Origin of the sequence: Wolbachia endosymbiont of Ostrinia scapulalis, assembly GCF_023559145.1 — a bacterium.
In the GTDB taxonomy this organism is placed as follows: Bacteria; Pseudomonadota; Alphaproteobacteria; order Rickettsiales; family Anaplasmataceae; genus Wolbachia.
The window spans coordinates 198,092-222,918 of the sequence record NZ_CP096926.1; the positions used below are offsets into that span (position 1 = coordinate 198,092).

17 protein-coding genes and 6 pseudogenes are annotated in these 24,827 nt (G+C 33.4%); 10 read left to right on the top strand and 13 right to left on the bottom strand.

The features are described from left to right. The first annotated feature begins 1 nt into the window (after position 1). The 3 genes from M1L26_RS01065 to M1L26_RS01075 all read left to right on the top strand — a co-directional run bounded on the left by M1L26_RS01065 (position 2) and on the right by M1L26_RS01075 (position 3,373). Positions 2-1,051, top strand: a complete 1,050-nt coding sequence (locus tag M1L26_RS01065) for a threonine aldolase family protein (RefSeq protein WP_006280069.1) — start codon at positions 2-4, stop codon at positions 1,049-1,051. Next, positions 1,048-2,100: a threonine aldolase family protein gene (locus tag M1L26_RS01070; RefSeq protein ID WP_006280070.1), complete on the top strand. Its 1,053-nt coding sequence runs from the start codon at positions 1,048-1,050 to the stop codon at positions 2,098-2,100. The genes M1L26_RS01065 and M1L26_RS01070 overlap by 4 nt, the downstream gene beginning before the upstream one ends. 127 nt (positions 2,101-2,227) lie before the next feature. Further along, entirely contained in the window at positions 2,228-3,373 is a 1,146-nt protein-coding gene (locus M1L26_RS01075) for an MFS transporter (protein WP_250120252.1), read from the top strand. Positions 3,374-3,390: 17 nt separating this feature from the next. Here the strand turns inward: M1L26_RS01075 and M1L26_RS01080 are convergent, their stop codons facing one another. From M1L26_RS01080 to rnhA, 11 genes and pseudogenes are all read right to left on the bottom strand, one after another. Continuing rightward, the gene (locus M1L26_RS01080; protein ID WP_250120253.1) at positions 3,391-4,698 is read right to left on the bottom strand and encodes a UDP-glucose dehydrogenase family protein; all 1,308 of its coding nucleotides are present in this window, start codon (positions 4,696-4,698) and stop codon (positions 3,391-3,393) included. Between the two features lie 47 nt (positions 4,699-4,745). After that, the gene (locus M1L26_RS01085; RefSeq protein ID WP_250120254.1) at positions 4,746-5,645 is read right to left on the bottom strand and encodes a DMT family transporter; all 900 of its coding nucleotides are present in this window, start codon (positions 5,643-5,645) and stop codon (positions 4,746-4,748) included. Between the two features lie 456 nt (positions 5,646-6,101). Continuing rightward, positions 6,102-6,995, bottom strand: a complete 894-nt coding sequence (gene wmk, locus M1L26_RS01090) for a WO male-killing family protein Wmk (RefSeq protein WP_250120255.1) — start codon at positions 6,993-6,995, stop codon at positions 6,102-6,104. Between the two features lie 49 nt (positions 6,996-7,044). Continuing rightward, positions 7,045-7,950, bottom strand: coding sequence for a WO male-killing family protein Wmk (gene wmk / locus M1L26_RS01095; RefSeq protein ID WP_250120256.1), 906 nt, complete (start codon positions 7,948-7,950; stop codon positions 7,045-7,047). Positions 7,951-8,029: 79 nt separating this feature from the next. Beyond that, positions 8,030-8,491: pseudogene (locus M1L26_RS01100) on the bottom strand (hypothetical protein); the annotation flags it as partial. Between the two features lie 92 nt (positions 8,492-8,583). Then, positions 8,584-10,338 (bottom strand): reverse transcriptase domain-containing protein, encoded by a 1,755-nt coding sequence (locus tag M1L26_RS01105; protein WP_214303292.1) that lies wholly within the window; start codon positions 10,336-10,338, stop codon positions 8,584-8,586. A 449-nt stretch (positions 10,339-10,787) separates the two neighbouring features. Further along, positions 10,788-11,407: pseudogene (locus M1L26_RS01110) on the bottom strand (hypothetical protein); the annotation flags it as partial. A 106-nt stretch (positions 11,408-11,513) separates the two neighbouring features. Continuing rightward, the gene (locus M1L26_RS01115) at positions 11,514-12,170 is read right to left on the bottom strand and encodes a JAB domain-containing protein (protein ID WP_250120019.1); all 657 of its coding nucleotides are present in this window, start codon (positions 12,168-12,170) and stop codon (positions 11,514-11,516) included. A 170-nt stretch (positions 12,171-12,340) separates the two neighbouring features. Further along, a pseudogene (gene wmk, locus M1L26_RS01120) lies at positions 12,341-13,270 on the bottom strand (WO male-killing family protein Wmk). 68 nt (positions 13,271-13,338) lie between these two features. Beyond that, positions 13,339-15,138 carry a DNA mismatch repair endonuclease MutL gene (mutL, locus tag M1L26_RS01125; protein WP_250120257.1) on the bottom strand — a complete coding sequence of 600 codons (1,800 nt, stop codon included), beginning with the start codon at positions 15,136-15,138 and terminating at the stop codon, positions 13,339-13,341. Positions 15,139-15,218: 80 nt separating this feature from the next. Then, positions 15,219-15,665 (bottom strand): annotated as a pseudogene (gene rnhA / locus M1L26_RS01130) (ribonuclease HI); the annotation flags it as partial. Positions 15,666-16,046: 381 nt separating this feature from the next. Here rnhA and M1L26_RS01135 point away from each other — a divergent pair. Next, complete coding sequence (locus M1L26_RS01135) at positions 16,047-16,931, top strand: Rpn family recombination-promoting nuclease/putative transposase (protein ID WP_250120258.1); 885 nt, start codon at positions 16,047-16,049, stop codon at positions 16,929-16,931. Positions 16,932-16,935: 4 nt separating this feature from the next. Here the strand turns inward: M1L26_RS01135 and M1L26_RS01140 are convergent, their stop codons facing one another. Next, positions 16,936-17,559, bottom strand: coding sequence for a latrotoxin-related protein (locus M1L26_RS01140; protein ID WP_250120259.1), 624 nt, complete (start codon positions 17,557-17,559; stop codon positions 16,936-16,938). A gap of 28 nt (positions 17,560-17,587) precedes the next feature. On the opposite strand from M1L26_RS01140, the gene M1L26_RS01145 reads away from it, so the two are divergent. Next, on the top strand, positions 17,588-17,752 hold the full coding sequence (locus M1L26_RS01145; protein WP_250120260.1) for a hypothetical protein: 165 nt from the start codon (positions 17,588-17,590) through the stop codon (positions 17,750-17,752). A gap of 262 nt (positions 17,753-18,014) precedes the next feature. On the opposite strand, the gene M1L26_RS01150 is transcribed toward M1L26_RS01145, so the two are convergent. Beyond that, entirely contained in the window at positions 18,015-18,956 is a 942-nt protein-coding gene (locus M1L26_RS01150; RefSeq protein ID WP_250120261.1) for an Rpn family recombination-promoting nuclease/putative transposase, read from the bottom strand. Positions 18,957-19,069: 113 nt separating this feature from the next. Here M1L26_RS01150 and wmk (M1L26_RS01155) point away from each other — a divergent pair, with 113 nt between their 5' ends. From wmk (M1L26_RS01155) to M1L26_RS01175, 5 genes and pseudogenes are all read left to right on the top strand, one after another. After that, positions 19,070-19,990, top strand: coding sequence for a WO male-killing family protein Wmk (wmk, locus tag M1L26_RS01155; protein ID WP_250120262.1), 921 nt, complete (start codon positions 19,070-19,072; stop codon positions 19,988-19,990). Between the two features lie 169 nt (positions 19,991-20,159). Further along, on the top strand, positions 20,160-20,825 hold the full coding sequence (locus tag M1L26_RS01160) for a JAB domain-containing protein (RefSeq protein WP_250120263.1): 666 nt from the start codon (positions 20,160-20,162) through the stop codon (positions 20,823-20,825). 170 nt (positions 20,826-20,995) lie between these two features. Further along, a pseudogene (locus tag M1L26_RS01165) lies at positions 20,996-21,649 on the top strand (hypothetical protein); the annotation flags it as partial. Between the two features lie 449 nt (positions 21,650-22,098). Further along, complete coding sequence (locus M1L26_RS01170; RefSeq protein WP_214303292.1) at positions 22,099-23,853, top strand: reverse transcriptase domain-containing protein; 1,755 nt, start codon at positions 22,099-22,101, stop codon at positions 23,851-23,853. Positions 23,854-23,949: 96 nt separating this feature from the next. Next, a pseudogene (locus tag M1L26_RS01175) lies at positions 23,950-24,774 on the top strand (IS4 family transposase); the annotation flags it as partial. Between the last annotated feature and the right edge of the window lie 53 nt (positions 24,775-24,827).

A 24,827-nucleotide genomic window follows, 5' to 3' on the forward strand; every position in this document is an offset into this window, starting at 1 on the left:
GATGGAAAAAATTATTGATCTGAGAAGTGACACTACAACTCTGCAGAGCTCCAACGTTATACATGCAATAAGTAATGCAACTGTTGGAGATTTTGCTTATGGTGAAGACAAAAGCTGTAATGACTTATCAGAATATTGCAAACAATTATTCAAAGTAGAAGAAGCATTATTTGCAACCAGCGGTATGCTTGCAAATAGATTAGCCATTGCCAGTCAAACAAGTCCTGGTGATGAACTAATAACTCATTATAATTATCACGTTAATTTTTTCGATAGCGCAGGCAATGCAAAAGTAAATAATATCGTATTTAATTGTATTAGAAATAATAGCGGAATCTTAGATGTTGCTGAAGTAGAATATGCTATTAATTCTAAGCCAAGGTACAAAATTTTTGCTCAGGTGAGTCTTGTTTCTATAGAAAATAGTATAAACGGGTTTAATGGTAAAATTTATCCTTTTGAAAAACAAGTCGAGTTATATCACTTTTTAAAAGCTCACAATGTAAATCTTCATTTAGACGGTGCAAGAATATTTAATGCTCATGTCGAAACAAATATTGCTTTAGCAGATTATGCTAAATATGTGGATACAATGAGCTTTTCTTTTACCAAAGGACTTGGAGCTCCTTTTGGTTCAATGCTTATGGGTAAAAGAGAGATAATTGAAAGGGCTAAAAAGCTACAGGTTTGGCTAGGTAGTGGTTATCATCAGATAGGGTATTGTGCTAATGCAGCAAAGTATGTACTACAGAACAATATTTCTAGGCTTAAAGAAGACAATAAACTCGCCAAACTGTTTGCAGACAAGATTAAGGAAATTCCACACATAAAACTGGTACTACCTTATCCAGAAACTAATATAGTAAGCTTTAGTATAAAAGCACTAAATGTAACTAATGAGGTTTTCTTGAGTAAGTGCCAAGCTTATGGTTTATTGCTTTTTCCTTGGCTCGAGTCTCATATAAGAGCAGTTACCCATCTTGGCACAAAGGAAACAGACATCATGAAAGCTGCTGAAATTATAAAGGAGGTTGTGTTAAATTTAATATGAGAGTAAAAATAGATTTCTTTAGCGATTCAAACACTGACCCTTCAGCTAAAATGAGGGAAGCGATGGCTAAAGCAAAAGTTGGAAACGAAGCTGCATGTGAAGATCCAACTGTGAACGAATTAGTGGCAACCGCATGTAAAATATTAGGTAAACCTGCAGGAATCTTTTTGATTTCAGGAACGATGTCCAATGTAATTGCTTATAAAGTACACATTCAAAGACCTGGTGATTACTTGCTGCTTGATGAAACTTCACATCCACTCATAGTACAATCTGGCTTGATCGCAGCCCAGGCACATGCTACTCCTTTGCCCATCAAAGGTACAAGAGGAATATTTACTGGAGAACAAATTGTTGAGTTTATTACTCGTCCTAGTTTAAGAAATATTCCGAGAGTTGGGCTTGTTTCTATCGAACAAACGACAAATTTTGGTGGTGGAGCTGTGTGGCCTTTAGAATATATTCAAGAGATCTCAAGTCTCTGCAAAGAGAATGACGTATTCACTCATTTAGATGGAGCAAGACTGTTCAACGCTTGTGCTCATACTAAAATATCTCCAAAGGAGTATGCAAGTTATTTTGATTCGGTATTCATTGATTTTAGTAAAGGATTAGGTGCTCCAATGGGCGCAATATTGCTTGGAAGTGAAGATTTTATTGAAAAAGCTTGGTACTATAAGTTTCAAATTGGCGGAGGTATGCACCAAGCTGGCATTATTTCAGCTGCATGTTTATATGCTCTACGTAATAATGTAAATTCTTTAGAAGAAGATCATAAAAAAATGCAGCACCTTATAGAAGGCCTAGACTCCATAGATCAAGTTATAATTGATATCGACCTGTATAAAACTAATATAGCGTATTTTTCATTACGTACTAATTGTATATCTACTCAAGAATTAATAAACGTACTAATGACAAATTATGGAATTAGAATGGCTAACATCAAAGGTAAAATCAGAGCTATAACACATAGAGATATAAGCTATGAAGATATTAATACTACTGTATCTGCTATAAGAAAGATACTAAGTAATTTTCTGCACTAATTGTTTGCAAACTTCTTGTCAAACAATATTATACCAATATAGTATTATGCTAGCATCTGCATAGAGCTATTTGGGAATAGGTGTGAACTTTGTCTTCTTTCAATATTTACTATTCTTCTGTGGATATATGCTGCTTTATTTATCAAGACAAAGTATACCAATTGCTCTACCACTGTTAATAGATACTGACCATGTAAAATTAAGCTATTTTTTTGCCTGCTTTTCTTTTTTTTATGGAGTATCAAAATTTGTTAATGGAATAATCATGGACTCCAAAAATAATCCATTATTTATGTTTGGGCTATGCAATATTGCAACTGGATTATTAACCATTGGTATAACTTTATCATATAATAATCTAACTTTATTACTGTTAACATTAATATTATTAGCTTGGACACAAGGGTTAGGTTGGCCAGCTATTACCAAGTTTATGGTTACAAACTCTAGCATCTCTTCAATTGCATCATCATGGGGAGTTATGAGCGCATCTCAGCAACTTGGTTCTTGTATTACTTTAATTGTATTACCAAGTATAATTAAAATATATAATGCAAAAAGTGCATTTTTGTACTCTGGTTTCTTATGCTTACTTTTTGGAATTTATATAATATTAAAGGCATATTACAAAAAAAGTGCCAACTTTACTACCTATTATAAGGTGCAGAAATCTCAAATAGGTATCAAGGTAACAAGTTCCATATGGTTTCTATGTTGTGCTACTTTTTGTGCTTATATTATAAAAATGGGAATCTTCTTTTGGTTTCCTATAATTTTAAAGAATAAATTACAAATTTCTCTTGTACAATCCTCACTAATAACAGGCGTATATGATTTAGGTGGAATCCTTGGAACTTTAATAACAGGAAGAATTAGTGATATGTACTTCTTTCAAAATAGAAGCTTGCTGGCATCACTTTATATGTTGGGTATAGCACTCACTTTTATTGCAATGAACTTTGGTCAAAACATAATTCTTATGAACCTTTGTGCAATCTTATCAGGATTCTTTATATTTGGAGTGCAAGTACTGACAGGTGTTATAGCTGTAGAAATTGCTCCACAAAATAATGTATGTGCAATTGTAAGCTTAACAGGATTATTTGGGTATATTGCAAGTTCAATATTTTCATGCGTGCTCTTAGGAGTACTTGTTAAGCACTGTGGTAACAGTATTATGTTTTCATTTTTTTCCATTTGCTCTGTTGTTGCACTCGTTTGCTTTTCCATACTATCAAGCAAAGATCTAAAAAAACTAAGTAAAGCGGTGTAAAAAAAATTTCTCAACAGTTAAACTTTGTAGATAGATTTTTTACCCAAGGAATAAACATGGTAACCATATCTTAGTAATAGCTCGCTATCTAATAAATTACGGAAATCAAAAACATTAGGTGCAGCCATAATACTCTTTAAACTTGCAAAATCTTGATTTTTAAATTCTTTCCACTCCGTTAACAATAACAAGGCTTCCGCGTCCCTTGCAGCCCCTATAGCATTGTCCGCGTATTCTATATCCTTTAGAACTTGCCTAGCATTATCCATCCCCATTGGGTCATATGCAGTAATTTTAGCCTTGTTATTCACTAACAATTGTGCAATATCTATAGCTGGGCTATTTCTTACATCATCAGTACCAGACTTAAAAGTTAGCCCCCATATTGCTATTTTTTTATTTTGGACTCCATTTAATACATATTCTACCTTTTTAGCAATGTTTGTTATATGATTATAGTTAGATTCCTTAACTGAATTTAAAATTTGTAGCTTGACATTGTGATCTTCAGCAAGCCTTATTAAAGCTGACAAATCTTTAGGAAAACATGATCCTCCAAATCCTGGACCAGCTTTGAGAAATTCCTTACCTATTCTATGGTCCATTCCCATACTGTTAGCTAAAAGGTCAATGTCTGCTCCTAATAGCTCACATAAACCTGCCATCTCATTGATAAAAGCAACCTTTGTTGCTAGAAAAGCATTAGAAGCATATTTAATCATTTCAGCAGTAACTGTATCAGTGACTATTAACGGAATATTCTTATCTATAAATGATCTATATATAACTTCTAGTTTTGCTCTAGCTAGCTTAGTTTTTACTCCTATTATTATCCTATCTGGGTATAAAAAATCTGATACTGCAGAGCCTTGCTTGAGAAACTCTGGATTAACTCCTAAATCAAAGTTATAGCCCTTATTAGATAAATAATTATGTATATTTTCTGCAGTACCAGGAGGAACAGTTGACTTTATCACTATTAAGCAATCTTGATTAACTCTCTCAGAAACTTCACTTACTGCATTATATACATTCTTTAAATTTGCATTTCCTAGGGAGTCTGATGGAGTATCTACAGTTACAAATACTACTTCTGTATTGGGATTTATTTGAGAATACGAATCAAAAAATCTTATCCTTTGTGACTTTATATTATTCTCTAAATAATCTGCTAATCCAGGTTCATATAAGGGAATTTTCCCTGATTTCAAAAGTTCAATCTTCTCAGTATTTATGTCAATGCAATCAACTTTATGGCCCTGCTCCGATAACATTGTACCAGATACTAAGCCTACATACCCTACTCCTATAATAGTTATGTGCATTTTATTATCACCTTAAAAATATAGCTTAGCATCTAAAATAAATACCATTAACAATTATAAACTTTTGTTGTTACATTATTTTTCTTAATTGCCTTACCTTCCGAATAAGCTATAAATAAGGTTGATGGTATTAATATCAAAGTACCATATAAAGCACTTTTATCAGGTAATTCATTAAATATAACGTATGCTACTATTGCAGAAATTATTAGCTCTATGTATCTATAAGGTGCAAGTGCAGTAGCATCAGTAAGAGCAAAAGCTTTTAACATGAAGAACAGAATTAGGTTTGAACTTATTCCTAAAATCAGCAGTAATACTAACTCCAACAAGGAAGGCATATGCCAATAAAATAACAAAGATGGAGTGGAAAAAATTGTTGTTGTTAGAGCTGAGTAAAATAATATACTTATTATTGTCTCCTTCATTACAAGCTTCTTATTAAGTACATCTAGTATAGCGAAGATTAATGCGGATACAATAAAAATAAGAATTTTAGGATTAAAATCCTCACTATAAGCTTTAGTAGTAATAGCAATACCAATAAAACCAATGACAGCTACTACCCATCTTTGCCAAATTATATTTTCTTCCAGAAAAGGAATTGCAAGAAGCATAACAAATAATGGTATTGAGAAACCTATAATTGTTGCAGTTACTATTGGGCAAATAGTCAACCCATAGGTCCATAAGGTCATTCCACAAAACAACAATGCACCTCTAGTTATTTGAATAGATATTCGACTTGTTTTACAAACTCCTATTCCATAGTAAAATATAAAAGGTATAAGAGTAATAGTGCTAAATAAAAAACGGAAAAAGATTATCTCAAAACTTTGAAGGTGTAAACCGAGACACTTTGATATAGTATCATTAACTACACTACTAAGTAAACTGAGTATAAACCAGGTAACTCCAAGCAAATAAGCTCTTAGTCTGTGATCCATAAAACTCCAAATTTAATATTTTATGAGATAACTTTACTGTACAAAAGATCAATAATAGAAAAGGTTTCTTCTATCTACTGTTTAACCATATTCATAAATATTTAGTAGAAATAATTTGAGAAGTGTTATATAAAATGCAGCTTTATTGCATAATTTTAATAAACAGAAATGCTAACTGATTTTTTTGTAATATATGATAATACTTGCGAATACTATCACATTATCAGGAAAAGTAATCGGGAGTACTGACGGCTGTGGCGATTTTACCAACTAGCTCCTCTGCTAGCATTAGCAATATGTGTTTTCAGCATCAATTTTAAAAGCATTAAATTTGAAGTTTATCAAACAACACGAATTAGCAGCAAAACTTTATGAAAATGCTTCAGTTGAGTTAGCTAAACAAGGATTTAGAATGGTTAATATATTGACTATTTTTACTTGTATCTTAAACACAATTCAATTTTCACACTCATCGGCAGTTAGGCCACTTGCTCGCAAAATAACATCAGTAGAAACACCCGCCTTCACTAGATTTTTCGCAACCTTGATCTTTTCTGTTTTTTTAACTTTCTCTTTGCTATTCTTCATATCCCTAGATAAAAATTTCTTCACTAATTCTTGCTCTTCAGTTTTTCTTAGTAAATTAAGTAGTTCACTATCTTCATTTGTTTTAGGCAGCAGAACTTTAATATTCACTGATAATCCTTCTGCTATTTGATATAATTTGTCAAATGATATGGCAGTGTATCCTATTTCATACTCGTGTATTTCCTTGAGTGTTAAACCAACTTTGTTTGCTAAATCTTTCTGAGTATACCTTTTTATCAATCTCCATTCTCTTATTCTTTGCCCTATTCTGTAGTATATAGAATCAGTGCAGACTTCTTTCTCTGTATTATCATACTCGTAAATAGATAAGCCGGTTGCTTGGGAAATTATGTCAACTGAAACCCCTTCTTTCACTAGATTTTTTGCTATTTCCAACCTTGCCTCTTCTTGATTAATTTTTTCGCTAATATGAACAAACCTGACTAATGAAGGTACTATTTTGCCTAACTTTTGATTCTCGTATATTTTTGTTAGATAGAGTATTTCCTCGTCTTCATAGCTGTCTTCCCTTACTATTACTGGTTCAGGTAATAAATCTACAACGTCAACTGATAATACTCTTGCTATTATATATAGTACTTCAATTGGAATAGGAATATACCCATCTTCATAGCTGTTTACTTCTTGGTATGTTAAACCTATTTGACTTGCTAATCCTATTTGAGTATGCCCTCGCATTAACCTACAATTTTCTATTCTTTGCCCTATTCCGTAACTAACATTGCTTGCAGAAACAAACATTTATCCTCCATTTAAGAAAAAAACTTTATTGCTATAATTTTTTTACGAGCTATCCATCTAAAACCATATCAATAGATAAACCTACCGCTTGCAAAATAGTATCAATAGAAATTCCCCCTTTTACTAGATCCTTTGCAACTTTAATCCTTTCTATCTCTCTCACTTTCTCCTCACAAATACGTATCCCTTCAAACAAAGATTTTATTAGTGCATGACGTAGTTCTTGGCTCTCAATTTCTTTGTATTCTTTAATCAAATTCGGTAGCTCATTTTCCACTTTACTACCTTCATCTTCCTCTGTTAGTAGATCTGTAATACTAATCGATAATGTTTCTGCTATCTCATATAATTTTCCCAGTGGAGTAGCTACGCGTCCTTGTTCATAGTTGCTTATTTCGTCACGTGTTGTACTCATTTTCTCCGCTAAATCCTTTTGAGTATACTCTCTCACTAGTCTCCATTCCTTTATCTTTTTGCCTATTTGGTAGTAGATAGAACCCGTTTTTTCTTCAACACATTCATCAGCAGACAGACCAATTGTTTTTGCAACAATATCAACAGAAACTCCTGCTTTAACCAAACTCTTTGCAATTTTTATTTTTTCCGATTTTCTACTACTTTTCTCACTAACTTGGACAAATTTGGTTAGCAAACAAAACATCTTACGTAACTCCTGATCGTTAATCTTTTTATATTCTCTTACTAGATTTAATATTTCTTCTTCATCTTCAAGACAGCTTTTTGATACAGGAATAAGATCCGTAATACTGATTGATAGTGCCTCAGTTATAGCATACAACCTTTCAATTGGAACTCTACGATTCCCTTTCTCATATTGCAATATCACCCAGTATTTTACACCAATTTTCTCTGCTAAATCTTTCTGAGTGTACCCTCGCTCTAACCTCCAGCTTTTTAATTTTTCTCCCACTTTATAATCTAGACTTTTTTCCACAAAAAGAACCTTGCATATAATATTTTCTATTATAGCTCAAAGGCTCCAGATATAATAGCCAGACTCTGGAACCTTTAAATTAAAGTGCCCTACAAGTTTCTTTACTATTTTCACGTACTTTGTCTGCCCATGAAAACAATTTTTCACTTACTTCCTTCTGCTTTTCACTCCATATGCCACATCTAGTGAAACTACCTCTTTCTACCGCTTCTTTAAGTTTCACTCCTCCAAAGAGACAGTTTTTTCCTATTTCTTCGCCTCTTTTTTGTAACTCAGCCCACATTTCCTTATTTTCTACTCTCACTTGCACCTGATCTGCCTCTTGGTACAATATAATATTTAGCTTACCAATGCTTGTAGGAAATTCTAACATGATAGAGCTGCCATCTGAAATATCGGTATAGTTTCTTATACCTCCCTTCTCACTTTTAACTTCAACTGCATCATTACCAATTTTTAAGATATTACTTCCTAACTTTCTGTTTGCTTCCAGTATTTTGGCTACCTCTACCTTACTATTCCCAGAAAATTCTATATAGTTATCTAAGTGGGAAAAGTCGCCTCTCCCCACTCGACTTCAGAACCGTACGTGAGACTTTCGCCTCATACGGCTCCTCTATAATTTGGTGCTTGTCATGCACACTTTCTATGTAATTCATCGTGACAATGTCCATGTAACAAGGATAAATTCTTTTTCATATTATTACGTCTGTTTCGGTCAATATGATGTGTTTCTAAGATATCATCATTTTTAAACCAAAGTTGACAATGACCACATTTACCTTGTTGTAACTTCAACAATTTTATTACTCTTGGTAGTTTATCTGGTATCTTCCTTAAACGATTACCCCAATAAACCCAATCGCCATCATATGGAGACTTGGTTCCTTTCACTTTGACATGCCTTTTAATAGCATGATCTCCGTGCTTAATAAGAAGAACTTTGTTATTTGTCATAAATCGCCAATTATCGTTTTTATACTTTTTAAAGTATTTATTTTTAATCCAGTATTTTCCTTTGGTTGGGTGCCTGTAGACTGCCCACTTCCAGATGTTTCTAAACATTACACTGTCAATAAACCTAAAGGTCTTGTTTGACACAACCGAAGAATAATATTTGCTCCACCCTCTAGTAATTGGGTTAAGCTGTCTTATTACTGTTTCTTGTGTTGATCCTCTTAATCCTCTAATCTTATGTTTTATAGTGAGTGTATGCTGTTTTCTGGATTCACGACTTGGTTTGACTAATAATTTATAACCCCTCTTATTATTTTTCGTAGAGTAATGCCTTATTGAGAAACCAAGAAAATTAAATCCTGGCTTTTCTCCATTTTGAGTATGAGAAATCTTTGTTTTTGAAGGTTTCAATTCTAGTCCAATGGTTTTGAGCCATTCTTCAACTATCATTTTTGCCTTCAGAATGATTTCCTTACTCTCATGTATGATGATAAAGTCATCTGCGTAGAAAATTACACTTAATGAGCTTTTTGCTTCTCTACTGCTTGCAACACCACATTTCATCTTCCTATATTGAAGAAGTTCACTCCATAACGTTTCTTTGATATATTGTTCTAATCCATTTAATGCAACACAAGCAAGTAACGGTGAGATCGTCCCTCCTTGAATTGTACCACGTTTTGTGGATTCAAATTTTCTGTTTTCCATTACTCCAGCTCTTAACCATCCTTTTATAATTCTTCTAAAGGTTGGTGTAGTGTTAAGTTTTTCCAACAGAGCATTTTGATTAATATTATCAAAACATCCAGAAATATCAGCATCTAAACAGTACGCTGTTTTCCAATTCAGTGAATTAAATATGGCTTCAATAGCATCATGACATGACCTACCAGGTCTAAAACCATACATGTTCGGTTCAAATCCTACCTCCCACTCTGGCTCTAGTGCCATTTTCATAAGTGTTTCTTTTGCCCTATCTGAGATAGTAAGTATACCAAGAGGGCGATATTCTATTGGTTTTCCAGGTTTTGGAATCCAAACACGTTTTGATGGTTTCGCTTTTTCTCTAACATTTAAAGAATATGCTAATTGCAATCTTTCTTTATGATTAAGATTTGCTTTTCCATCAATACCTGCAGTTTTCTTCCCTCTGTTATCTTGAGTTACTTTTCTGACAGCAAGTAGTTTTGCACTTATTGAATTGAGTAATAATCTTTGAAGTTTATGTACCTTCTTCTTATCATTACATATTGCAGCTTGGTAAATTCGCTTTTGTAGCTTAAATACAAATTTCTCAACTTTACGCCAAGGAATTGTATTCCATTCATACCTAACAAATTGTTGGTCTATAACATATTTACTACTATTCACAACTTTACCCTCCAAATTATAGTGTCCACGTCTGCATATCCCAAATATTACTTTGGGCATTAGCTTCTTGGACAATCCCTCCAATGTAAGTGCTTATGGCTGGCTGCCTACTTACATTCAAATGAATATAAGAGCACCTATATGGTTATCCCGTTTCACGATTTTGTTTCGTGTTAGACTTAGGTTCTTACTTTTTACCGGAAGCTGAGAACATCTATAATCAAAGACATCTAACTTTAATTCCTCGTATGCTTCATACCATTTTGGTCTATGCGTAAAACAACCTTAATTTCGCATATTCAATATAACGACAATTCAATCATAAGTTTCTCTCGTAACCATATCTAACTCTGTTTGCAGGAGTTTGCTATAAGGTTTAGCATTACCTGCTTTTATCTCATGCTTGCATCCTAAAGGTTGCCATTCTTTAAAATGTGAGACATACATTATCCCTGATGTCTAGGGAAGATGGAATCTAACCATCACAAAATCGCAACTTCGGGTCGCACCGATGTTGTATTATCTATCTCAACATCTATTAATTCTCCTTCTTGCGCTGAACTTCTGGCTGTAGCTCATTATAGATTTCACCTATCAGTTTATTCTGCAGTAGAGTATCATGAAACTCTGCACCACTTAGCATTAATTTACGTATTAGCTTTTTACGATCAGCCTTATCAAATTTATGAAAATGTGTGCCCAGTATCACATATTCCGCGAAGCTCCATTCTCCATCATTACATGCATTTAGCCTTGCTCCAGAAGCTAGTACTTTGTCTATAACTTTGTGCAATTCATTTACATTCTTTGCCTCTACCACTTCACTTTTTAACCAGCTCAAAGTTTCTGCACTCGGCTTTATTTTTTTCAAAGCTGAAGCAAATGGATTTTTATCTTCTTGATCACTTACAGGTTTTGTGCCATAAACATAGTCAAATCCTTTCCCATAGTTGATTTTGTTTTCGCGAACGTTTCTGCTAGGGAAAGGCATTGTATCTTCCAGTTTTATCTCCTTCTGGCTATTAATTTTACTCACAAATTTAGACTGCTCTATATCAACGCTTTCAAGAGCACCAAATATTTTCTTGTGATTAACATTAGTCTTTTTATTCTGATCTTTACTAGTCATATAAACCTCATATTAAAAATACTTTTTAAGTGTACAATAAACTTTGTTATTATACATTATATTACTCATTATAAATTAATATGAGTAGATTTGTAAATACTTTCTGCTATAACAATCCGTTTTCTCTAAAGCTAAAATAACCCCCACTTGTAATGATAATATGATCAAATAATCTAACGCTTACAGTACTACATGCTGCTGCTAAGCTCTTTGTTACTTCTTGATCTTCTTCTGAAGGTTCTAAACTTCCCCCAGGGTGGTTGTGTGACATTATTACTAATGTTGCATTCTTTATTAATGCTTTTCTTGTAATTTCCTTTATGTATACTGGTGCTTTTTCCATTTCACCAATATAGGATTCTTCTCCGGTTAGTTGGCGTCTTTTATTCAAATACAGTATTTTTACACATTCCCTTTCTAAGTGTCCTATACTTACGTTCAAATACTCTACTAGCCCTTGTAAGTCCATTATTGGCTCACTCTTGAGCTTTTCTCTCAGTACTCTTTCTAGTGTTTCCTTAACACACATAATCATTGCTACTGCAGAATCAGTTACTCCTTCTATAACTTTCAGGTCATCCATTTCTCTACCTAAAATCTTTCCTACTCCCGTATAAGTATTCACCAGATTTTTAGCAATTTCTTGAGCCTGTGGCCTTTCATGTACTGCACTTAGAAATGTTTCCATTATTTCACGATCAAGTAGTGCTTTGCCTTTGCTTTCTAATATTCTGAATTCGATTTCTTCTTTACTTTTATTCATATAATTTACCCTTCACTAACAACAAACTTTTTTTAAATATTTACTGCTGTTTTTTTATCAGCATTGGCATAGAGCCATAGCTTCCGAGTGAAGTCAAATCAATTTCTCAATCTTTTTTACTTATTTTTTCATCAAAAAGTAAAGATGTTAATAGATACTGATTTTTTATTTTAAATCTGTTGAATTTCGCCTAAAGAGAGGCCTGTTATTTGCAAAATAATATCGGTAGAAATTCCTCCTTTCACTAAATCCTTTGCAATTTTCATCTTTTCTGCTCTTTTCACTTTCTCTTCGCAAATTTGTATGCTTTCAAACAGAGATTTCATTAGTGCATGACGTAGTTCTTGGCTTTCAATTTTTTTGTATTCTTCAATTAAATTAGGTACCACTTTATCATCTGCATCCTCTGTTAGTTCAAGTAGGTCCATGATATTAATCGATAACGCCTTTGCTATCTCATATAATCTTCCCAGTGGAACAGCAGTTCTTCCTTGTTCATAGTTGCTTATTTCATCACGTGTTGTACTCATTTTCTTTGCTAAATCCTTCTGAGTATATTCCCGCACTAGTCTCCATTCTTTTATCTTCTTTCCTATTTTGCAGTATATATAACCTATTTTTTCTTCAACACATTCATCAGCAGAGAGGCCAATTGCTTGTGAAACAATATCAACAGAAATCCCTGCTTTAACCAGGCCCTTTGCAATTTTTACTTTCTCTGCTTTTTTACTACTTTTCTCACCAACTCGGGTAAATTTTGTTAGCAAGTAAAACACCTTGCGCAACTCTTGATCATTAATCGTTTTATATTTTCTTACTAGATTTAATATTTCCTCTCCCTTATCTTCAAAACAGATTTTTTCATTTGATACAGGAATAAGATCCGTAATATTAATTGATAACACCTTTGCTATAGCGCACAACTTTTCAATCGAAATTTTTCGTGTTCCTTTTTCATATTATAGTACTATTTGATACGTTACACTGATTTTTTTTGCTAAATCTTTTTGAGTATACCCCTTTGCTATCCTACAACTTCTTACTTTCTGTCCTACTACTTTATAATATAAAAAATTAGAGTAATTATTCTCTTTTTTCACATTTTATACTCCATAACCAGAAGAGCTGTTACGTATGCTTAATTGAGAACCTTTTTGACAAACTGAACTCATCTCCTTTCAAACAATTTTTCTATATCACTTAGTTTCATTTCTATATAAGTTGGTCTTTCATGACCAGAATATGGAGTTTTCTCAATTTGTCTTAGTATCTCATTCATCTCTTCCAATTTCATTTTTCTTCCTGCTCCATGGCAAGCGATTGTAGCTGATATTTTATTCACCTTATCCTCTATTGGCAACGTATCTTCCATTTCCGTTAACTTATCTACTATATCAACTAGCATCTCTTTTATATCTATTGTTCCTAAGATTGCAGGTATTTCTTTCACCCTTACTTTATCTTCTGATTCTATTTCAATACCAAAACCCATTTCAAAAAGCTCATCTTTATAAGTTTCAATCATCCCCATTCCAGCTTGGTTTTTGATTTTAACTGTTTCAGGAAGAAGAAGTTTCTGTCTTTTTATGCTTGATTTTTGCTTTAAGCACTCGTATATCAATCTTTCATGAGCTGCGTGCTGATCTACTATAATTAATTTGCCTTTAGCCTCAGCAATAATGTAAGTACTGTGGACCTGACAGCGTGCATACCCTAGAGGATGATCCTCTATTAAATCAATTTGCTCCCTTTCTAGAACCATCGCTCCCTTTTGGGGTGGAGATTCTCCATACTTAAACGTTTCTGGTAAGCTTTGCCTTCTTTCATCTGGTGCATTGAATTCTTTCATTAGACGATTTTCTAAAAGACTTGGTCTCTTTTCATAAAACTCTTTTTGATTCTTTTTCTCTTTACTATCAACCTGCTCTTGGCTTTTACTATCATTAAAAATTAGCTCCTCTTCAATACCTTGACCACTTGCTGCAAACCTCGTTGATAATGCTTTTATTATCCCTCTTCTCACTATTTCATATATTAGCCTTTTATTCTGAAATCTTACTTCCGATTTATTTGGATGCACATTTACATCTACTTGATCGTATGGTATCTCTAAGTGCAGCACTGCAAAAGGATACCTCCCACTTAGAATAAAATCTTGATACGCATATCTAATTGCACCAATAAGTAGATTATCTTTTATTGGCCTTCCATTAACAAACGTATAGATCTGAGTTGAATTGCCACGACTAATAGTTGGTTTACAGATGTGTCCCGTAAGTTTGATGCCGTCTTCTTCCTCTTTAACTTCCAGCGAATTGCTCTGAAATTCTTCTTCTGTTTCACATAATCTGTTAAATAATGAAGTTTGCTTAACATATTTTAAGAGCTTTTTATTACCGGAAGTGAGAGTAAACCCAATACTATAGTTAATCATTGCTAAGTTATTTACAATGTCAACAATGCTTTGTGTTTCTGCCCTCTCGGTTTTTAGAAATTTTAATCTATTTGGAGTGGCAAAAAATAAGTCACGAACTTCAATATATGTTCCTATCGATAAAGGATAAGGAACAAGCTCTCCTATTTTTTCTCCCCCCTCATACCTTATAGACCATGCTTGATCTGCTTTGCTTGCCTTAGATGATAATTTTATTCTGCTTACTGCTGCAATTGAAGGCAAAGCTTCTCCTCTAAAGCCAAGATGCTTGATCTCTATCAATTCACTGTCACTCAATTTTGAAGTAGCATGGCGCATAAACGCAAGTTCTAAATCATCCTTTTTTACTCCGCTACCATCATCGATTACAGTAATGAGGTTACGCCCACCACTTTCTATTTTGATCTCTATCTCTGAACTTCCAGCATCTATTGCATTTTCAACTAATTCCTTTACTACACTTGCTGGCCTCTCTATTACCTCTCCCGCTGCTATACGATTTATAGTTTTTGTGTCTAAAAGAATTATTGCCATAATACTCCACCCAATCTATGAAACTTAGAGTTCCCTCTATTTTTTGGTGATTTCTTGACCTCACAATCTCTATATTTTAGCTTTTTAGATTCCTTTCTAGCAAGTCTATCTGCCTCCTCATTGTACATATTACCGTTGTGAGCTCTAACCCACTTCCAATTAATATCATGCTGCAAAGCAACTTCATCTAGTTCCTGCCATAATTCTCTGTTCTTCACTGGCTTTTTATCGGCTGTCTTCCAACCATTTACCTTCCATTTATTGATCCACTCTGTTATACCTTGTTTAATATACTGACTATCAGTGTGTAAAACAACTTCGCAAGAAACTTTCAACATCTTTAGCCCGTTAATCACAGCCTTTAACTCCATTTTGTTATTCGTTGTGTCTTCTTCACCTCCAGAGATACGTTTCTTGATAAAGACACTTTTATTTTCATACATCACCACGGCTGCCCATCCACCAGGCCCAGGATTTCCGGAACATGCTCCATCTGTATATATTGTAACCTTCTTTTTTTCGCCCATACTTACAGGATATAGATTCAACGTAAATTTGCTACTGAAAATGTTGACATGAAGTTTCAAGATCTTTATCATATACAAGGTGTAGGGAGCCCGTCCTCTCGATGTTAGGTAATCATATTTGAGTCTTTGTACTCGCATTTTTTTGGAGCCTACACCAAAGTATTTTTGAAACTTTTTATAGCTTATCAGTTCATTTGCTAGGGTTTTAAGGCAGTTATAAAACGATGACTAACACTACATCTAAAGCCTAAAATGTAATTCTCAGGTGATCTTTGACAGATGTTTTTTTTCATCAACACATTCAAAGCTTAGAAAAACAAAAGGGTTGAATATTTCTTCACAATTGTGTATAATTATTAATGCTTTTTATCTTACTTTCTTATGGCTCTTTCGAAGTTTCTTGATGCTCGCAATGATTATGCCTTTAAAAGAATATTTGGCACTGAAAAGAATAAAGATATCCTTATTCATTTCTTGAACGATATTTTAGGCTTCACTGGCTTAGCTGCTATCCACGATGTTGAATTCTTGGCTACCATTTTGGACCCTGAAATTGCCGCTAAAAAGCAGAGTATTGTCGATGTTCTTTGTAAAGACTCTCAAGGTTCAAGATATATTATAGAAATGCAGTTCACTAAGACCAAAGGCTTCGAAAAACGTGCTCAATATTATGCTGCTAAAGCCTACTCAAGTCAAGCTGATCAAGGTGATAATTATCATAATCTCAAGGAAATTATCTTCATAGCTGTTGCTGATTGTATTATTTTTCCAGATAAGGCTGAGTACAAATCTAATCATGTCATTTTAGATCAAAATAGCTTTGAACATGACTTAAAGGATTTTTACTTCGTATTCATAGAACTACCAAAATTTACAAAGACAAAAGAAGACCAACTAGAAAATATAGTAGAAAAATGGTGTTACTTTTTTCGATATGCAGCAGAAACAAACGAAGAGGACCTAGATAAAATAGTTGGTAGTGACGTAATAATAAAACGAGCTTATGAAGAGATGAATAAGTTTAATTGGTCAGAAGAAGAGTTACTAGCATATGAACAAATGAAAAAACGCATAATGGATGAGGTAGCTGCTTTAGCTCAAAAATTTGATGAGGGTCTTAAAGTAGGTCACGAAAAAGGTAGACAAGAAGAAAAAATCGAAGTTGCAAAAAACCTACTTAATGCTGGCATTTCTATTGATGTTATTTCCCAGACAACTGGCCTTCCTCAGGCTGACATTACACAACTTAAGGAAGAAACTTTTTAGTCTACTACCTTCTTCCAGCGACTAATTCTCTGGCATTGCCCGCAATTAATACATCATCTAACCTAGTTCTAGGTCCAGATAAACCTAAGCTTTGCGGTTCTTTTATATTATCCATTTTTAGTACGTTATTTTCATTATGTAGCATTTGGTGTATTGATTGATTTAGTGATACATCTAGCTTGTTATTAAATGTAGCCATAAACTTTTCAAATTTCTTCGGACTTAATTTACCAGCTTCTTCATCAGGACATGCTTTCTCTACATACGATTTTAAAATCCCTGAAATTTCATTGAATTTACCACTCATGACTTTTCTAGTAATTTCTTTCTGCATTTCCATATAATCAATATTTAATCGATGCATTGATACACCACTTTTTAATCCAGCTTGCTCTACTACTTTCTCAAATTCCTTTGTAATATTGAGTGCATAGCCCTGTGCTTCTAGTGGGGATATAGACTGATCTACTGTAGAAATATACTTCTGACCTGTAACTTTTCTAATTAATAAATCAAGTAACATTATTGTACCATTAAAATCAACATGTGATAGATAGTGATCTCCCATTTCTAGTATTATATTTCCGCTACTAGGTTTAAATTTAACAGGTGTTTGCCTTTCACGCATTTGTTTTATATTTGCATTTACATAATCAATGTTGTCTCGAAAGAAACCTCCATTTTCTTGTTTTTTATCTGTACCATCAGATGGTAGTGTGGTACTTGTTGAACTACTATTACTTACCGAAGCTTTGGCAAATTGCTCATCAACTTGTGGTATTGAACTTGCAGTATTTAGTGAGGGTAGCCAAAATAATTAGGGAAACCAGTAGCAAGTTTGATGATCCTAATACTAAAATGGATGAAGTAGACATTAAATGCTAAATGTTTGATGTGTTTTCCATATTGAGCTTACAGCACGTAGCTTTGATGTAGAAGTTTGGGTAACGTTATGATAGTAATTTATATAATTCTGTGTGCTATCTTTATAGCTGTTTTAGACAGTTCATTAGACTCTTAATTATGGGGTATGTTTAACTTAAGAAAGGTTTTCATAAATGTTGAAGTGAATAAGTAGGAATATTATGTTTTTTCTTTGAGTTGTGAAATTTCAGAATGAGAAAAACCTGTAGTTTGTGATATGATATCAGTAGAGACACCAGCTTTAAGTAGGTTTTTTGCCACAGCTATTTTAGCTTGTTTTTCTCCCTCTTCCCTACCTTTTTGATGGCCGATTTGGATGCCTTCTTGTCTACCTTCTTGTCTACCTTTTTCTTGACCAACTTTAAGACCCTCATCAAATTTTTGAGCAAAAGCAGCTACCTCATCCATTATGCGTTTTTTCATTTGTTCATATGCTAGTAACTCTTCTTCTGACCAATTAAACTTATTCATCTCTTCATAAGCTCGTTTTATTATTACGTCACTACCAACTATTTTATCTAGGTCCTCTTCGTTTGTTTCTGCTGCATATCGAAAAAAGTAACACCATTTTTCTACTATATTTTCTAGTTGGTCTTCTTTTGTCTTTGTAAATTTTGGTAGTTCTATGAATACGAAGTAAAAATCCTTTAAGTCATGTTCAAAGCTATTTTGATCTAAAATGACATGATTAGATTTGTACTCAGCCTTATCTGGAAAAATAATACAATCAGCAACAGCTATGAAGATAATTTCCTTGAGATTATGATAATTATCACCTTGATCAGCTTGACTTGAGTAGGCTTTAGCAGCATAATATTGAGCACGCTTTTCGAAGCCCTTGGTCTTAGTGAACTGCATCTCTATAATGTATCTTGAACCTTGAGAGTCCTTACAAAGAACATCGACAATACTTTGCTTTTTAGCGGCAATTTCGGGATCTAAAATAGTAGCTAAGAATTCAACATCGTGAATAGCAGCTAAGCCAGTGAAGCCTAAAATATCGTTCAAGAAATGAATGAGGATATCTTTATTCTTCTCGGTGCCAAATATTCTTTTAAAGGCATAATCATTGCGAGCATCAAGAAATTTAGAAAAAGCCATGAGAAAGTAAGATAAAAAGCATTAATAATTATACACAATTGTGAAGAAATATTCAACTAAAATGCAAACATTTTGTATATCTTTATTTGGTAGTATTAAACTGTATAATATTTATGGCAAATATCTCGATAAAGTACAAAATAGCACAAAATGTAAAAAGCTGGAGGTTAAAGCGAGGTTATACTCAAAAAGATTTAGCGGAGAAAATCGGCGTAACGTATCAAATAGTACTACAATATGAAAAAGGAACACGCAGAATTTCAATTAAGAAGTTATATGAATTAGCAGAAGCATTATCAACAACTGCTAGAGATCTAGCTTGCGGACAAGAAGTATCAAATGAGGAAAGGTATGAGGGAGAAGAGATAGTAAATCTAGTAAGAAGACATAAAGAGATTAAGGATCAAGAATTACGTGAAACGTTTTATTTATTAACTAAATTTATCCGTATTAGTGAGGAAAAAAGTGGAAAGGCAGTAAAAATAGAAGTGGCAAAGGGTTTAGTTAAGGAAGGAGTTTCTGCTCATGTTATCTCTCAAACGACCAGTTTATCTATTGATGAATATGATAATGATGAGAAAAAAATTTCTATTCCGTATAAAGTAGGTCAAAGAATAAAAGAATGGAGATTGATACGAGGATACACTCAAGAAGATTTAGCAAGCAAAGTGGGCGTAATAAATCAAAGAATATATGAATATGAACAAGGACGAGCTGCTGTTTCACTTGAAATGTTAGATGAAATAGCAAAGATGCTATTAATTAATATTACAGATCTGCTTCCAGAAACAAGAGAAAATGAGAATAGTGAAGTGGAACTATCAAGGTTAATAGAAGAATACAAAAAGATTAAAAGCCAAGAATTACGTCATGTACTAATAAAATCTCTGTTTGAAAGCATACAAGTTTGCAAAGAGAAAGTGAAGAGAGTAGAAAAGATGAAAATTGCAAAGAATTTAGTTAAGGAAGGAATTTCTATCAATATTATTTTAAAAACAGTGGGCATCTCTTTAGACGAAATTCAACAAATTTAAAATAAAAAATCAGTATCTATTAATATCTTTACTTTTTGATGAAAAAATAAGCAAAAAAGATTTAAAAATTGATTTGACTTCACTCGAAAGCTATGGCTCTATGCCAATGCTGACAAAAAACAGCAGTAAATATATAAAAACATTTTGTTATTAGTGAAGGGTAATTTTTATGAATAATAAGAAAGATCGTAGAGAAGAAATAGAATTCAGAGCATTAGAAAGCAACGGTAAAGCTCTACTTGATCGTGAAGTAATAGAAACGTTTCTAAGTGCAGTGCATGACAGGGAAGAAGCTCGAGTTATTGCTAGAAAGCTAATAGATAGTTTTGGAATAGGAGGAATTTTAGGTCAGGAAATAGATGACTTGAAAACTATAGAAGGGATAACTGACTCTACAGTAGCAGTAATTTTATGCCTAAAGGAAGCTGCAAAGAGAGTACCAAGAGAAGAGTTAAAGAAAGGACCTGTAATGGATAACTTGGAAACCATAGTAAAATATTTAAGGGTGAGTATTGGTTATTCAGAGGAGGAAAAGATGAAAATAATATATTTTGATCAAAAGTGCCGTTTAAAGGGGGAAGAAGTGTTCACTGGTACAGTGGATAAGGTACCTTTTTACATAAGAGAAGTAACAAGAAAGGCATTAATAAGAAAAGCGACGTCAATAATAATATCGCATAACTACCCAGAAGGAAGGTTAAAGCCATCTGATGAGGATGAAGCTGTAACTAAAGACTTGGCTAAAGTTTGTCAGACTATAGGGATTAGGTTAATGGATCACATTATCATCACAAGTGTTGGGTATTTTAGCTTTAAAGAGCAAGGACTGTTATAAAGCAGATGTTAGAAGATTTTCATGAGTTGTTTTACTACTTGAATGAAGAAAGTATTTGCAAGTACATTAATTATTGCTTATAATTAATGAGAAAGTATATATTAAATTAATAATAAAGTAATAAAGTCGGTTATAGACTTAGTTAAATATATTTAATAGCGGAGGCTAATATGAGTAATAAAATAATTGTACCTTTTGATGATCAAGAAGGAGGTACTTACGAGTTAAACATTGATCTTATCAAAAGGTGAGGTGTTAAATGCTATTGTAGGAATTGGTCGTACTAAGGAGCAATCCACCTTTGTAAGCAAAATTAATAAGGCTAAAAAGCCTGAAGAAATAGCACCTTTCCCTGGTAGAGAAGTTCGCGAAAACAAAATCAACTATGGGAAAGGATTTGACTATGTTTATGGCACAAAACCTGTAAGTGATCAAGAAGATAAAAATCCATTTGCTTCAGCTTTGAAAAAAATAAAGCCGAGTGCAGAAACTTTGAGCTGGTTAAAAAGTGAAGTGGTAGAGGCAAAGAATGTAAATGAATTGCACAAAGTTATAGACAAAGTACTAGCTTCTGGAGCAAGGCTAAATGCATGTAATGATGGAGAATGGAGCTTCGCGGAATATGTGATACTGGGCACACATTTTCATAAATTTGATAAGGCTGATCGTAAAAAGCTAATACGTAAATTAATGCTAAGTGGTGCAGAGTTTCATGATACTCTACTGCAGAATAAACTGATAGGTGAAATCTATAATGAGCTACAGCCAGAAGTTCAGCGCAAGAAGGAGAATTAATAGATGTTGAGATAGATAATACAACATCGGTGCGACCCGAAGTTGCGATTTTGTGATGGTTAGATTCCATCTTCCCTAGACATCAGGGATAATGTATGTCTCACATTTTAAAGAATGGCAACCTTTAGGATGCAAGCATGAGATAAAAGCAGGTAATGCTAAACCTTATAGCAAACTCCTGCAAACAGAGTTAGATATGGTTACGAGAGAAACTTATGATTGAATTGTCGTTATATTGAATATGCGAAATTAAGGTTGTTTTACGCATAGACCAAAATGGTATGAAGCATACGAGGAATTAAAGTTAGATGTCTTTGATTATAGATGTTCTCAGCTTCCGGTAAAAAGTAAGAACCTAAGTCTAACACGAAACAAAATCGTGAAACGGGATAACCATATAGGTGCTCTTATATTCATTTGAATGTAAGTAGGCAGCCAGCCATAAGCACTTACATTGGAGGGATTGTCCAAGAAGCTAATGCCCAAAGTAATATTTGGGATATGCAGACGTGGACACTATAATTTGGAGGGTAAAGTTGTGAATAGTAGTAAATATGTTATAGACCAACAATTTGTTAGGTATGAATGGAATACAATTCCTTGGCGTAAAGTTGAGAAATTTGTATTTAAGCTACAAAAGCGAATTTACCAAGCTGCAATATGTAATGATAAGAAGAAGGTACATAAACTTCAAAGATTATTACTCAATTCAATAAGTGCAAAACTACTTGCTGTCAGAAAAGTAACTCAAGATAACAGAGGGAAGAAAACTGCAGGTATTGATGGAAAAGCAAATCTTAATCATAAAGAAAGATTGCAATTAGCATATTCTTTAAATGTTAGAGAAAAAGCGAAACCATCAAAACGTGTTTGGATTCCAAAACCTGGAAAACCAATAGAATATCGCCCTCTTGGTATACTTACTATCTCAGATAGGGCAAAAGAAACACTTATGAAAATGGCACTAGAGCCAGAGTGGGAGGTAGGATTTGAACCGAACATGTATGGTTTTAGACCTGGTAGGTCATGTCATGATGCTATTGAAGCCATATTTAATTCACTGAATTGGAAAACAGCGTACTGTTTAGATGCTGATATTTCTGGATGTTTTGATAATATTAATCAAAATGCTCTGTTGGAAAAACTTAACACTACACCAACCTTTAGAAGAATTATAAAAGGATGGTTAAGAGCTGGAGTAATGGAAAACAGAAAATTTGAATCCACAAAACGTGGTACAATTCAAGGAGGGACGATCTCACCGTTACTTGCTTGTGTTGCATTAAATGGATTAGAACAATATATCAAAGAAACGTTATGGAGTGAACTTCTTCAATATAGGAAGATGAAATGTGGTGTTGCAAGCAGTAGAGAAGCAAAAAGCTCATTAAGTGTAATTTTCTACGCAGATGACTTTATCATCATACATGAGAGTAAGGAAATCATTCTGAAGGCAAAAATGATAGTTGAAGAATGGCTCAAAACCATTGGACTAGAATTGAAACCTTCAAAAACAAAGATTTCTCATACTCAAAATGGAGAAAAGCCAGGATTTAATTTTCTTGGTTTCTCAATAAGGCATTACTCTACGAAAAATAATAAGAGGGGTTATAAATTATTAGTCAAACCAAGTCGTGAATCCAGAAAACAGCATACACTCACTATAAAACATAAGATTAGAGGATTAAGAGGATCAACACAAGAAACAGTAATAAGACAGCTTAACCCAATTACTAGAGGGTGGAGCAAATATTATTCTTCGGTTGTGTCAAACAAGACCTTTAGGTTTATTGACAGTGTAATGTTTAGAAACATCTGGAAGTGGGCAGTCTACAGGCACCCAACCAAAGGAAAATACTGGATTAAAAATAAATACTTTAAAAAGTATAAAAACGATAATTGGCGATTTATGACAAATAACAAAGTTCTTCTTATTAAGCACGGAGATCATGCTATTAAAAGGCATGTCAAAGTGAAAGGAACCAAGTCTCCATATGATGGCGATTGGGTTTATTGGGGTAATCGTTTAAGGAAGATACCAGATAAACTACCAAGAGTAATAAAATTGTTGAAGTTACAACAAGGTAAATGTGGTCATTGTCAACTTTGGTTTAAAAATGATGATATCTTAGAAACACATCATATTGACCGAAACAGACGTAATAATATGAAAAAGAATTTATCCTTGTTACATGGACATTGTCACGATGAATTACATAGAAAGTGTGCATGACAAGCACCAAATTATAGAGGAGCCGTATGAGGCGAAAGTCTCACGTACGGTTCTGAAGTCGAGTGGGGAGAGGCGACTTTTCCCACTTAGATAACTAATTTAACGGAGGGGGTAAGATCAGACCAGGGATATAGGAAACATTTAAGTAATATATTAAGCAATGATTTGCTAATATCTGATCTCGGTTATTTTGTGCCAAGTTCTTTTAAACAAATCAATGAAATAGGAGCTTATTTCATAAGTCGTTATAAATCTGATACCAACATATATGATGTAGAAACAAATCAAAAAATGGAGTTATTAGAATGTTTAGAGGATAAGTTATTTTTAGAAAACGAGGTATTGTTAGGAAAAGAAGCAAAAATTAGAGTAAGAATTATATGTCAGAAACTAACTGAAGAACAGTCTATGGCCAGAAGAAGGAAAGCTAATAGATTAGCAAGATCGCAGGGATATACATCCTCTAAAAGAAATCAAAAATTGTTGAACTGGTCAATATTTATAACTAATGTTCCAGAAAATAAAATTAGTGCTGAGCAAGTATTAACGATTTACAGAGTAAGGTGGCAAATTGAGTTATTATTTAAATTGTATAAAAGCTATATCAGGCTTGATAAGCTAAAAGGAAAGCCATGCAGAGTATTATGTGAACTATATGCTAAATTGTGCGCAATTCTTATATTTCACGGCATAGTTGGTTGCACAGAAGTGAAAAAGAATACAGAACTTAGCTTAACAAAGGCATTTATTGAGCTAAAAAGGCGGGTTAGAGAGTTATTTTTAGTATTAACCAAAATTAATAGTTTAAAAGCATTTCTTAAAAAACTCACTATAACTTGGTCGCTATTTTCATTAAAAGACAAACGTAGAAGGGCTAGAGTATCCACTTTAACCTCTCTAAATTTGCTCACAATCTCTTAACTTGACGCGTATGGTTCAAACAATTGTGTATCTGAGTTTTGAGATGACGAAAC